Source organism: Cupriavidus sp. AU9028, from assembly GCF_019795295.1.
Classification (GTDB): Bacteria; Pseudomonadota; Gammaproteobacteria; order Burkholderiales; family Burkholderiaceae; genus Cupriavidus.
Genome location: NZ_JAIMCG010000009.1, coordinates 57086 through 69637, shown reverse-complemented (window position 1 = coordinate 69637; position 12552 = coordinate 57086). Strand labels below are relative to the sequence as shown.

Below are 12552 nucleotides of genomic sequence, written 5' to 3'. Positions count from 1 at the left end.
CCGCCGATACAGGAAGATGCGGAAACGAGACAGTTGACTGCCTTATCCGCCGCTTCGAACTCAGGTAAACCCTCGCTTTAGTAACCTCGCTCTACAAAACGTTTCTCTTTTGAAACATTTGCTTCGATGGCAGCGTGATAATGCGGCCCTTGCAGGAGCAACACTGAAGGAGAAGAGGAACAATGCCCCAAATCAAGACGAAGCTGCTGGCCGCTGCGGCCCTGCTCGCTGCGGGCGCGGCCCACGCGCAATCGGCGGGAGACGTGATTGTCAGCACCGGCTGGTTCCGCGTGATGCCGAACAGCTCGGCCGATCCGCTGACCATCGACAGCGTCGGCGGCCGCCCCGTCGGGATGGCCCGTCCGAACACCGGTGCCGACATCGAGGCCGCCAATACGATCGGTCTCTCGCTGGGTTACTTCGTCACCGACCATATCTCCGCCGAAGTCGTCGCGGGCGTGCCGCCCAAGCACGATGTCCATGGCGACAAGGGGTATGGCGTTTACGGCAAGCTGGGCGAGGTGCGCCAGTGGAGCCCGGCGGTGCTGGTCAAGTATCACTTCCTGGAGCCGAAGTCGCGCTTCCGCCCGTATATCGGCCTGGGCGTGAACTACACCTGGTTCAGCGACGAAACGATCACCAACCAGCAGTTTGTCCGTCGGGAGTTCGGCCCCAACGCCACGATGACGGCCAGCGCGAAGGCGTCCTGGAACCCGGTGTTCAATATCGGCGCGACCTATGCGCTGAACGATCGCTGGTATCTCGGCCTGTCGGTGTCCTATCTGCCGCTCGATACGCGGGCCACGTTCACGACGCGCAACTCGGCACAGGGTGGTGCGACGGTGATTTCGCACACCAAGATCAAGATCGATCCGATCGTGACCTTCCTGAATATCGGCTACCGCTTCTGACGCGGACCGGGCGCCCGCGGGCGCCTGCTGATCGCGCCGGACAACCGCCCGCTTCCCGTCCTGCCTTGCGCAGGTGCGGGAAAGCGGGCGGTTTGCCATCGGCCGGTTGCGGCCCCGGCGCGATCACGACTTGACGGTGTATCCGGCCGATTCGATCGCCGCCCGGACCGAGGGCTCGGCCGCCGTCGATTCCACCTGCACCGATTTGGCCGCGACGTCGGCATGGACGCGTGCGGACGGGTCCACCTGCTGCACGGAGCGGGTAATCGCCGCGACGCAGTGGTTGCAGCTCATGCCTTCAACCTGAAACGACATCATGATGTTCTCCTGTGACGTGTGAGGTGGGAGGGGGCAACGGCTCGGTGCCGCCTTTTCCTCCCATTGCCTGCATTGTGAACCTTGCCATCGTGGCAAGCTCAAGCGTCGGTGCATCGCTTCCCGATGCTCAAGCGGACCTTGACCTTCCCAACATGGTAAGGTCGATCATCCAGTGACAGTCGTTGTCACATGGGATGGATCCACAGATGTCCGCTTCCACAATTCCAGCCGCCAGCCCGGCCGGTTCCGCCGATGAATGGCGCTTGCCGGTCGAAGGGATGACCTGCGCCTCCTGCGTGCGCCGGGTCGAAAACGCGCTTGGTGCCGTACCCGGCGTCGAGCGAGTCGCCGTCAATCTCGCCACCGAGCAGGCCACCCTGGCGGTGACCGACGCCGCCGCGCTGGCGCGCGCCGTCGAGGCCGTGGACAAGGCCGGTTACCCCGTACCGCGCAAGGAGATCGAGTTGCAGGTGCAGGACATGACCTGCGCTTCCTGCGTCGGCCGGGTGGAAAGGGCGCTGCGCGCCGTACCTGGCGTGCTCGACGCCCAGGTCAATCTCGCCAGCGAGCGCGCCCATCTGCGCGTGGTCGACGACGGCGATATCGCTGCGCTGGCCGCCCGCCTGCAGCAGGCGGTCGAGCGCGCGGGGTACGCCGCGCAGCCGGTGGACGCGGGCGTGGCCGACGGCACGATCGAAGAGGCTGCGGCGGGCAAGGCCGCCGACTTCTGGAGCGGTCCCTGGTCGGTCGCGGTTCCCGCGCTGCTGTCGCTGCCGCTGCTTGCGCCGATGGTCATCGAGTGGTTTGGCGGGCACTGGATGCTGGCGCCGCTCTGGCAGTGGCTGCTGGCAACCCCGGTGCAGTTCGTTTTCGGCTGGCGTTTCTATCGCGCCGGCTGGCGCGCCGTACGGGCCGGCGCCGGCAATATGGACCTGCTGGTCGCGCTAGGCACGTCCGCCGCCTATGGCTTGTCGTTGTGGCTGATGTGGCGTCATCCACAGGGCGCCGACCACCTCTATTTCGAGAGCGCCGCCGTGGTGATCACGCTGGTGCGGCTGGGCAAATGGCTCGAAGGGCGAGCCAAGCGCCAGACCGCGGAAGCGATCCGCGCGCTGTCGGCGCTGCGTCCGGACCGCGCGCGGCTGCGCAAGGCGGAAGGGGAAGTGTCGGTACCGCTGGCCCAGGTGCGCGTCGGCGACGAGGTGGTCGTATTGCCCGGTGAACGCATCCCGGTGGATGCCGAGGTCATCGAGGGCGACAGCCATGCCGACGAATCGATGCTGACCGGCGAAAGCCTCCCGGTGGAGAAGCAGCCGGGTGCGCGCGTCGCGGCCGGCGCCATCAACGGCGAGGGCCGGCTGGTGATCCGCACCAGCGCAGTGGGCGCCGAAACCGTGCTGGCGCGCATCATCCGCATGGTCGAGCATGCGCAGGCCGCCAAGGCGCCGATCCAGCGGCTGGTGGACCAGGTCAGCGCGGTATTCGTGCCGGTGGTCCTGCTGATCGCCCTGGCCACGCTGCTCGGCTGGGGGGCGCTGTCGGGCGACTGGGAGGCGGCGCTGCTCAATGCGGTCGCGGTGCTGGTGATTGCCTGTCCCTGCGCCCTCGGGCTGGCTACGCCGGCGGCGATCATTGCCGGCACGGGGGCCGGCGCCCGCGCCGGCATTCTTGTCAAGGATGCCGAGGCCCTGGAGGTGGCGCACCGGGTCAACGTGGTGGCCTTCGACAAGACCGGCACGCTGACCGTCGGCCAGCCCGAACTGGTGGCGCTGCTCTCCGCCGAGGACAACTGGTCCGACAGTGCGGCCGGCGACAAGTCGGGCGCGGCCACGCCGGCCCGGCGATCGCTGCTAGCCACGCTGGCGGCGCTGCAGGCGGGTAGCGAACATCCGCTCGCGCGCGCCGTGCTGCGCGCTGCCGCCGAGGCCGGCGTGGAGCCGGCTGCGGCGCAGGAACTGCGCGCGCTGCCCGGACGCGGCATTTCGGGCACCGTGCAAGGCATGCCCTGGGCACTGGGAAGCCGGCGGCTGCGCGACGAGCGTCTGCAAGCGCGCTCGGCGCAAGTGCCTGCGGACAAGGGCAGCGATGGCGTTCCGCCGCAGCTGGAGGCGGCCGCCGTGCAGCTGGAACAGGCCGGGCGTACCGTCTCCTGGGTGATGGAAGGGACGCGAGTCGCGGGTCTGGTCGCATTCGGCGACGCCATCAAGGCCGGCGCGCGCGAGGCCGTCGCCAGCCTGCATCGGCATGGCATCCGCACCGTGATGCTGTCCGGCGACAGCGAGGGCGCGGCCGCGCGCGTGGCGGCCGAGCTTGGCATCGACGAGGTGCAGGCGCAGGTGTTGCCGCAGGACAAGGCGGCGCGCATCGAAGCGCTGCGCCGCGACGGCGCCGTGGTCGCGATGGTGGGCGATGGCATCAACGACGCCCCGGCACTGGCGGCCGCCGACGTTGGCATCGCCATGTCCACCGGCACCGATGTGGCAATGCACGCCGCGGGCATCACGCTGATGCGCGGCGACCCGCGCCTGGTCGCAGACGCACTGGCGGTGTCCGGCCGCACCGTCCGCAAGATTCGCCAGAACCTGTTCTGGGCGTTCATCTACAACGTGGTCGGCATTCCGCTGGCGGCGGCGGGATGGTTGAGCCCGGTGGTGGCAGGCGCCGCGATGGCCTTTTCCAGCGTCAGCGTGGTCGGCAACGCGCTGCTGTTGCGGCGCTGGCGGCCGCAAGGTGCGGAACAGGCGGCCGGGGCGGGCAGCGCGGCGCAGGGCACGACCGCGGCGCTTGCGCCCGTCGGCGCCCAGGCCATGGTGGAGGAGGGGAAATGAACATCGGGGAAGCGGCAAAGGCGTCCGGGGTGTCGGCCAAGATGATCCGGCACTACGAGTCGATCGGCCTGCTGCCGGCATCGCCGCGCAGCGAAGGGGGTTACCGGCGTTATGACGACAAGTCGGTGCATACCTTGCGCTTCGTGCGGCGCGCCCGTAATCTGGGCTTCTCGCTGGACGAAATACGTGCGCTGCTCGCACTGTGGCACGACCGCGAGCGCGCCAGTGCCGACGTCAAGGCGCTGACCCTGCGGCATATCGACGAACTGGACCGCCGCATCGCCGAACTCGCCGCCATGCGCGACACCCTGCGCCAGCTATCGGAGGCCTGCAGCGGCGATGGCCGGCCCGACTGCCCGATCCTTGCCGATTTCGAGAATGCGGCGGCGGGGCAGGCGTGCCACGGCTGTTGACGGGCTGGACCGGTGGGCACGGTGCAGGGCGTACCGCCATGGCATCGGCAATATCGATGAAGCATCGCGCAAGGAGGCCCGCTTGGCAGATCCCGAGGACCGGCCGCTGACCGGCCAGTCAACCCAGACCATTGCACAGCCCGACGCCTCGGCCATCGCGCCGGGCATGGCACACGACGCGCCGCCACCGGTCGAAACGCGGCAACGTGTGCGCGACGGCACCGAACTGCTGGTGCGTACCTGGGAGCCGGATCCCGCCAGCGCAGCCGAACCGCTGGGCACGCTGCTGCTGGTGCACGGCATGGCCGAGCACGGCGGACGCTATCCGGAGCTGGTGCGCACCCTGCTCGCACTCGGCTTGCGCGTGCGTGCCTATGACCATCGCGGCCACGGCCGCAGCGGCGGCGCCCGCATGGTCACGCCCGCTCCCGACACGCTGCTCGAGGACCTGGTGCAGGTCTACGACGCGACGGTGCAGCGCTGGCCCGAACTGCCGCTGCTGTTCGGCCACAGCATGGGCGGATTGCTGGCGGCGCGTCTGGCCACCGCGCGCCTGCGGCCGATCCGCGCGCTGATTCTCTCGTCGCCGGCGCTCGGCCTGCATCTGTCGGGGTTGCCCCAGACCTTGCACCGTATCCTGCTGACGCTGGCGCCGAACCTGCGTGTGCCCAGCCCCATCCATCCCGCGAGCCTCACGCACGACCCGGTACAGAGCGCGCGCTATCGCAGCGATCCGCTGGTGCAGCGAACCGTTACCGCCGGGCTGCTGCAGAGCATCCTCCTTGGGCTGGACCGCGCCCAGGCCGATGCGCCGCTGCTGGAAGCGCCCACGCTGGTGCTCTCGGGCAGCGCCGACCGTGTGGTCGATCCTGCCGCCATCCAGCGCTTCTGCGACAATGCGCCGGCCGACCTGTGCCAGTGTGTCCGCTTCGAAGGGGCGTACCATGAGCTGCTCAACGAAGCACAGCCGTGGCGAAGCCAGGTGTTCGACGCGCTGAGCGTCTGGCTGCGGCAGCATCTGCAGCCCGCCGCCGGATAACCTCAAGCCAGGCAAGGCAACAGAAAGCCACCATCAAAAGGGGCACATGGAGACATACGACTACATCATCGTCGGCGGCGGTACCGCGGGGTGCGTGCTGGCCAATCGCCTGACACAGGACCGCGACGTCAGCGTGCTGCTGCTGGAGGCGGGTGGCAAGGACGACTATCACTGGATTCATATTCCGGTCGGCTACCTGTACTGCATCGGCAACCCTCGCACGGACTGGATGTACCGCACCGTGGCCGAACCCGGCCTGAACGGGCGCTCGCTGATCTACCCGCGCGGGCGCGTGCTCGGCGGATGCTCGTCCATCAACGGCATGATCTACATGCGCGGGCAGCGCGAGGACTACGACGAGTGGGCGCGCATTACCGGCGACGATGGCTGGCGCTGGGACAACGTGCTGCCGTTGTTCAAGCGCAGCGAGGATCATCACGCCGGTGCCAGCGAATACCACGGCGCCGGCGGCGAGTGGCGCGTGGAACCGCAGCGGTTGCGCTGGGACATTCTCGAACGCTTCATCGATGCCGCCGAGCAGACCGGCATTCCGCGCACCGGCGACTTCAATCGGGGCGACAACTTCGGCGTCGGCTACTTCGAAGTCAACCAGCGCCGCGGCATCCGCTGGAACACCGCCAAGGCCTTCCTGCGCAAGGCATCGGAGCGGCCGAACCTGACCCTGATCACCGGCGCGCAGGTGTCAGCGCTGGCCTTCGAAGGCCGGCGCTGCAGCGGCCTCGAATTCACCGGCGCCGGGCAGCGGCACACGGCCGCGGCGCGGCGTGAAGTCATCCTGGCAGCTGGCGCGATCAACACGCCGCAGCTGCTGGAGCTCAGCGGCATCGGTCAGCCGTGGCGTCTGCAGGCACTCGGCATCCCGGTGCGTCAGGCGCTGCCCGGCGTGGGCGAGAATCTGCAGGATCACCTGCAGCTGCGCATGATCGTCAAGGTCGATGGCGTGCGCACGCTCAACACGCGCGTGGCGCGCTGGTGGGGCAAGCTCGGTATCGGCCTGCAATACGCGCTGAACCAGAGCGGGCCCATGAGCATGGCGCCGTCCCAGCTGGGCGCGTTCGCGCGTTCCAGCGACGAGCACGAGCGACCCAACGTCGAGTATCACGTGCAGCCGCTATCGCTGGACAAGTTCGGCGATCCCCTGCACAGCTTCAACGCCTTCACCGCCAGCGTCTGCAACCTGCGCCCGACCTCGCGCGGCAGCGTGCATATCGACCAGCCCGACTTCCGCCAGCCGCCCGTGATCGCACCGAACTACCTCGCGACGGACGAGGACCGCAAGGTCGCTGCCGATTCCCTGCGCCTGACACGCCGGATCGTCGCCGCGCCGGCGCTGGCGCCATATCGCCCGCAGGAGTGGCTGCCGGGTCCGGGCGTGGACAGCGACGAGGCGCTGGCACAGGCTGCCGGCGACATCGGCACTACCATCTTCCATCCCGTGGGCACGTGCCGCATGGGCAAGGCCGACGATCCGCAGGCCGTGGTCGACGAGCGGCTGCGTGTGATTGGCGTCGAAGGCTTGCGCGTGGTCGATGCGTCGGTGATGCCGGTGATCACTTCGGGCAATACCAATTCGCCAACCATCATGATCGCGGAGCGGGCGAGCGACATGATCCGCGAGGATTGGCGTGCTGGAGCCGGCTAATGCAGCAGCTATTGTCCCGGCCCGCCTTCACGTTCACTGTTGACGATGCTTGCGGTCCCGTTGCAGTAACGCAAACGGACGACGATGTTCCCGGGCACTATGCCGCGCACTACCGAGGGGAGCCGAAACCTCTCGTGAACGATGACCGTGCCCTGTTCGGTGGCCTGAACGATGTGGTGGTCCGTGCCATGGACCAGCGCGCCGCGATAGTCGCCGGTGGCGACATCGGCTTCTTGCAGCGCACTCCCGATCGCTGCCGCATGCTGTTCGGCGGCTTGTCGCGACATGTCGAGACGATGGGCCAATTCGTAGCTGGTCGGCCATATCGCTGAGGCGGGGGGTCACGAAGCCGAGGTATTGCGGATCGGGCACGAACAGGTCGATGTCCTTGCTCAACCGATGGTTGTATCGGAGCATCAGAACCGTCCCTCCGCCGAACGTGAAGAACGGCTTGCGTCCGCCGAACGTTTCTACTTGCTCCAGCAGGCGAAGCGCATGGCCGAAGAGGACCCGCCAGGGGCCCCCGGGGAGGTCTGCCTCCGTCACGCCCATAGTTCTCGTCTGGTTGTGGCGAAGTCGGCTGCCAGTCGCGATACCTGTTTCCACACCATCGCGGGTGGCAGCGATTCATTCGCTGCCGTCTCTTCCACTGCCATGACCAGAACTTCCACAGGAGCTTCGTCCAGCAGGTGTCCTATGTGCGGCTCGAATCCCGAGGGAACGTTGCCAGTCGTCAGCGCTTCTTCCAGCATCTCCGGGGAGAGGGTTCCCCGGTAGCTGACGCTGGCAGTTTGCGCGGCCATCCAAAGACCATGCTTGCGCTTCCTCTGCTCGAGAGAGAGGCTGTCGAAGTCCAGACCGAGCACGCGCAAAAGCCTGCCCACGCGCTGAAAACCAAGGTCTTTCAAAGTCCCTGCTTCTAGTCGTTGCACGGTTTCCCTCGATAGCTGAGAGAGTCTTGCGAGCCGCTCTTGCGTCAGGCCGATTTCTTCACGCCGTGCTCGCACGCGCTGGCCGATGTAGCGGATGTCCATATCGGTTCTACCTGTCCAATGTATCGAGGGGTTCGCGCCCGTGTGCCATATTTTGCGCTTTTTTATTCGGTTGTGGAGTTCCAGTAGCCGATCTGGGCAGGAGATGGGGCGCGATGCCCGCGGACGGTGAGCTACCGCACATGAGAAGAAAATGACCTCGGTGTCGAGTTGCGCGTTCGCGCGACGGACCAGCGCGAAAAGACTCTTCGATCATCGGCACAGCCTCGCACGCACCAAAGTGGCGGTCAGTGCAAACCCCGATGTTTTGCAACGCAGCAGGTGCACACAATAGACGCCTGACAGCCGTGATGCAGCGCTCACATGCGCATCCGGCTGTCGCTGTCGTCGCGCGCAAAAAATCAGAAGTGGCACCACCACGCAGCGAGCGCCTTGTCACCGTGGCGCGAGCGGGTTGCAACCCTTGGGCGACGCCCGGCTATCCGCCGGCACGCCCTCGCAGAGGACGGGCAGGAGACAATGAATCAGCAGGACATCATCCTGGAGACGCGCAACCTCACGAAGGAATTCAAGGGGTTTACCGCGGTAAGCGACGTTAACCTTCGGGTGCGGCGCGGCTCGATCCATGCGCTGATCGGCCCGAATGGCGCGGGCAAGACGACCTGCTTCAATCTGCTGACCAAATTCCTCGAGCCGACCACCGGCTCTATCCTGTTCAACGGCATCGATATCACCCGCGAGAAGCCGGCGCAGATCGCCCGGCGCGGCATCATCCGTTCGTTCCAGATTTCCGCAGTCTTTCCGCACCTGACGGTGCTGGAGAACGTGCGCATCGGCCTGCAGCGCAGCCTGGGCACGTCGTTCCATTTCTGGCGCAGCGAACGCTCGTTGACGGTGCTCGATCGCCGCGCAATGGAGTTGCTGGACCAGGTAGGACTGTCGTCCTTCGCCGATACGGTGACCGTCAATCTTCCTTACGGGCGCAAGCGCGCGCTGGAGATCGCCACGACGCTGGCGATGGAGCCGGAGCTGATGCTGCTCGACGAACCGACGCAGGGCATGGGCCACGAGGATGTCGATCGCGTGACCGAGCTGATCCGCGAGGTGTCGAAGGGTCGCACCATCCTGATGGTGGAGCACAACATGAACGTGGTCTCGTCGATCGCCGACACCATCACGGTGCTGCAGCGTGGCGCGATTCTCGCCGAGGGTCCGTATGCCGATGTGTCGCGCGACCCGCGCGTGATGGAGGCCTACATGGGCACGGTCGAGGCCGAACTGCAGGGCGCCCACTGAGGAGAGGAACGGCACGATGGCGAACCAACACAACGATGCAGTGCCGGCGCTGGATATCCGCGGGTTGCAGGCCTGGTACGGCGAATCGCACATCCTGCACGGCGTGGACCTGACCGTGCAGCATGGCGAGGTGGTCACGCTGCTGGGCCGCAACGGCGCCGGCCGCACCACCACGCTGCGCGCGATCATGGGGCTGACCGGCACGCGCAAGGGCTCGATCCGGATCAACGGCAACGAGACCATTCATCTGCCCACCCACAAGATCGCGCACTACGGCATCGGCTATTGCCCGGAGGAACGCGGCATCTTCTCCAGCCTGTCATGCGAGGAGAACCTGCTGCTGCCGCCGCGCCTGAAGGGCACGTCCGACAGCAACAGCATGAGCGAGGACGAGATCTACCAGATGTTCCCGAACCTCGCGGAGCGCCGCAACAGCCAGGGCACGCGGCTCTCGGGCGGCGAGCAGCAGATGCTGGCGGTCGCGCGCATCCTGCGCACCGGCGCCAACCTGCTGCTGCTCGACGAGATTTCGGAAGGACTGGCGCCTGTCATCGTGCAGGCGCTCGCACGGATGATCCTGACGCTGAAGAAGAAGGGCTACACGGTGGTCATGGTGGAGCAGAACTTCCGCTTCGCCGCGCCGCTGGCGGACCGCTTCTATGTGATGGAGCACGGCACCATCGTCGAACGCTTCGCGGCGAGCGAGCTGCAGCCAAAGATGCCGGTGTTGCACGAACTGCTGGGCGTATAGCGCAAAGCGCCCGGTCGGCAAGGCAGTCCGTCGCGCTCGCTGCCAAAAAGCGGGCAGGCGGCAGGTACGGGCGGCCGCGATGCCGCCGCAATTCAGGAGACAGGGAAAATGAACAGGAAACGGCTTGCTGCCGCCACGGCGGCTCTCGTCACGGGGATGATGGCTGGCGCCGCAAGCGCCCAGGTGTCGGGCGATTCGGTCAAGATCGGCTTCATCACCGACATGTCGAGCCTCTATGCGGATATCGACGGCAAGGCGGGTCTGGAAGCCGTGCGCATGGCGGTCGAGGATGCGGGCGGCAAGGTGCTGGGCAAGCCGATCGAAATCCTGTCGGGGGACCACCAGAACAAGGCCGACATCGCCGCCTCGAAGGCGCGCGAATGGATGGACCAGGCGGGCCTGGACATGCTGCTGGGCGGCACCAACTCCGGCACCGCGCTGGCGATGAACAAGGTCGCGCAGGAAAAGAAGCGCGTCTATATCAACATCGGCGCGGGCACGGCGCGGCTGACCAACGAGGAATGCTCGCCGTACACGGTGCACTACGCCTATGACACGGTGGCACTGGCCAAGGGCACCGGCAGCGCGGTGGTCAAGCAGGGCGGCAAGTCGTGGTTCTTCCTGACCGCGGACTACGCCTTCGGCCATTCGCTGGAGAACGATACCTCGGCAGTGGTCAAGGCCAATGGTGGCCAGGTTGTCGGCCAGGTCCGCCATCCGCTGTCGGCGTCGGACTTCTCGTCGTTCCTGCTGCAGGCACAGGCGTCGAAGGCGCAGATCCTGGGGCTGGCCAATGCCGGCGGCGACACCATCAATTCGATCAAGGCGGCCAAGGAGTTCGGCATCACCAACTCGATGAAGATCGCCGGCCTGCTGATGTTCATCAACGATGTGCACAGCCTCGGACTGCGCAACACCGAAGGCCTCCTGATGACCGACAGCTGGTACTGGGACATGAACGACGAGACGCGCAAGTTCGCCACGCGCTTCTTCGAGAAGAACAAGAAGATGCCGAGCAGCCTGCAGGCGGCCGATTACTCGGCGATCCGCACCTATCTGAAGGCGGTCGAGACGGCCAAGACCGACGATCCGGACAAGGTGATGGCCGAGCTGAAGAAGATGCAGATCAACGACTTCTACGCCAAGGGCCAGATCCGCGCCGACGGCCGCTTCGTGCATGACATGTACCTGATGCAGGTGAAGACGGCCAAAGAGTCGAAGAAGCCGTGGGACTACCTGAAGGTGGTCGCGACGATTCCGGGCGACCAGGCGTTCACCACGCCGGCGGAATCGAAGTGCTCGCTGCTGAAGAAGTAATGACGGAGGCCGGGGCCCGCCGCCTTGCAGCGGCGGGTCCGGGCCGCACCATCAACGACCGGCGCCGGGGGACACCGCCGCACAGCCCGCGGGCTGACGCGCGGCAGTCCCTTCGGCGCCAACTGGCCGGACCGCTGTGATGGAACTCTTCGGTATTCCCCTGCCGGCCCTGTTGTCCCAGTTGCTGCTGGGGCTCGTCAACGGGGCCTTCTACGCGATGCTGAGCCTCGGGCTGGCGGTGATCTTCGGCCTGCTCAATGTCATCAACTTCGCGCACGGAGCGCTGTTCATGCTCGGCGCGGTGCTGGCGTGGATGGGCATGGAGTACGCCGGCCTGAACTACTGGGTGATGCTGCTGCTTGCCCCGCTGGTGGTGGCCGTGATCGGCGTGGTCATCGAAAAGACCATGCTGCGCTGGATCTACAAGCTCGACCATATCTACGGGCTGCTGCTGACGCTGGGCATCACGCTGGTGATCGAGGGCGTGTTCCGTTCGATCTACGGGGTGTCCGGCCTGCCGTACTCGCCGCCCGAGGCACTGTCCGGCGCATCGAACCTCGGCTTCATGATCCTGCCCAACTACCGCGCGTGGGTCGTGGTCGCGTCGCTGGTGGTGTGCCTGGCGACCTGGTACATGATCGAGAAGACCAAGCTGGGCGCCTATCTGCGCGCCGGTACCGAGAATCCGAAACTGGTGGAAGCGTTCGGCATCAACGTGCCGCTGATGGTAACGCTCACCTATGGCTTCGGCGTGGCACTGGCGGCGTTCGCCGGCGTGCTGGCCGCACCGGTGATCCAGATCTCGCCGCTGATGGGGCAGAACCTGATCATCGTCGTCTTCGCCGTGGTGGTGATCGGCGGCATGGGGTCGATCCTCGGCTCGATCATCACGGGCCTGGGCCTGGGCGTGGTCGAGGGCTTCACCAAGGTGTTCTATCCCGAGGCGTCGTCGACGGTGGTGTTCCTGATCATGGTGATCGTGCTGCTGCTGCGACCGGCAGGGCTGTTCGGGAGGGAGAAGTGA

Annotated in this window: 12 protein-coding genes and 1 pseudogene; 10 read left to right on the top strand and 3 right to left on the bottom strand. The window is 66.4% G+C overall.

Translation table 11 applies throughout. The features are described from left to right. Window positions 1–182: 182 nt before the first annotated feature. A complete protein-coding gene (locus K6V06_RS11815; RefSeq protein ID WP_222243629.1) occupies window positions 183–911 on the top strand; it encodes an OmpW family protein in 729 nt (242 codons plus the stop codon). Between the two features lie 123 nt (window positions 912–1034). Here the strand turns inward: K6V06_RS11815 and K6V06_RS11810 are convergent, their stop codons facing one another. Continuing rightward, window positions 1035–1229 (bottom strand): heavy-metal-associated domain-containing protein, encoded by a 195-nt coding sequence (locus K6V06_RS11810; protein ID WP_222243628.1) that lies wholly within the window; start codon window positions 1227–1229, stop codon window positions 1035–1037. 206 nt (window positions 1230–1435) lie between these two features. Between K6V06_RS11810 and K6V06_RS11805 the strand changes: the two genes are divergently transcribed. The 5 genes from K6V06_RS11805 (at window position 1436) to K6V06_RS20715 (ending at window position 7504) form a co-directional block, all read left to right on the top strand. Continuing rightward, window positions 1436–4057: a heavy metal translocating P-type ATPase gene (locus K6V06_RS11805; RefSeq protein WP_222243626.1), complete on the top strand. Its 2622-nt coding sequence runs from the start codon at window positions 1436–1438 to the stop codon at window positions 4055–4057. Then, window positions 4054–4470 carry a Cu(I)-responsive transcriptional regulator gene (gene cueR, locus K6V06_RS11800; protein ID WP_222243624.1) on the top strand — a complete coding sequence of 139 codons (417 nt, stop codon included), beginning with the start codon at window positions 4054–4056 and terminating at the stop codon, window positions 4468–4470. Before K6V06_RS11805 ends, cueR begins: the two co-directional genes overlap by 4 nt. Window positions 4471–4636: 166 nt before the next feature. Continuing rightward, the gene (locus K6V06_RS11795) at window positions 4637–5509 is read left to right on the top strand and encodes an alpha/beta hydrolase (RefSeq protein WP_222243792.1); all 873 of its coding nucleotides are present in this window, start codon (window positions 4637–4639) and stop codon (window positions 5507–5509) included. Between the two features lie 46 nt (window positions 5510–5555). Beyond that, window positions 5556–7172: a GMC family oxidoreductase gene (locus K6V06_RS11790; RefSeq protein ID WP_222243622.1), complete on the top strand. Its 1617-nt coding sequence runs from the start codon at window positions 5556–5558 to the stop codon at window positions 7170–7172. Further along, window positions 7172–7504 carry a hypothetical protein gene (locus tag K6V06_RS20715; protein WP_255581803.1) on the top strand — a complete coding sequence of 111 codons (333 nt, stop codon included), beginning with the start codon at window positions 7172–7174 and terminating at the stop codon, window positions 7502–7504. Before K6V06_RS11790 ends, K6V06_RS20715 begins: the two co-directional genes overlap by 1 nt. 1 nt (window position 7505) lies before the next feature. On the opposite strand, the pseudogene K6V06_RS20710 reads toward K6V06_RS20715, so the two are convergent. Both K6V06_RS20710 and K6V06_RS11780 read right to left on the bottom strand, forming a co-directional pair. After that, window positions 7506–7724 (bottom strand): annotated as a pseudogene (locus K6V06_RS20710) (nucleotidyl transferase AbiEii/AbiGii toxin family protein); the annotation flags it as partial. Further along, entirely contained in the window at window positions 7715–8206 is a 492-nt protein-coding gene (locus K6V06_RS11780) for a helix-turn-helix domain-containing protein (protein WP_222243618.1), read from the bottom strand. The pseudogene K6V06_RS20710 and the gene K6V06_RS11780, both read right to left, overlap by 10 nt. Before the next feature lie 477 nt (window positions 8207–8683). On the opposite strand from K6V06_RS11780, the gene K6V06_RS11775 reads away from it, so the two are divergent. From K6V06_RS11775 to K6V06_RS11760, 4 genes are all read left to right on the top strand, one after another. Beyond that, window positions 8684–9460 (top strand): ABC transporter ATP-binding protein, encoded by a 777-nt coding sequence (locus K6V06_RS11775; protein ID WP_222243616.1) that lies wholly within the window; start codon window positions 8684–8686, stop codon window positions 9458–9460. Between the two features lie 16 nt (window positions 9461–9476). Then, entirely contained in the window at window positions 9477–10211 is a 735-nt protein-coding gene (locus K6V06_RS11770; protein ID WP_222243614.1) for an ABC transporter ATP-binding protein, read from the top strand. A gap of 108 nt (window positions 10212–10319) precedes the next feature. Next, window positions 10320–11528 carry an ABC transporter substrate-binding protein gene (locus K6V06_RS11765; protein ID WP_222243612.1) on the top strand — a complete coding sequence of 403 codons (1209 nt, stop codon included), beginning with the start codon at window positions 10320–10322 and terminating at the stop codon, window positions 11526–11528. A gap of 139 nt (window positions 11529–11667) precedes the next feature. Further along, a complete protein-coding gene (locus tag K6V06_RS11760) occupies window positions 11668–12552 on the top strand; it encodes a branched-chain amino acid ABC transporter permease (protein ID WP_222243610.1) in 885 nt (294 codons plus the stop codon).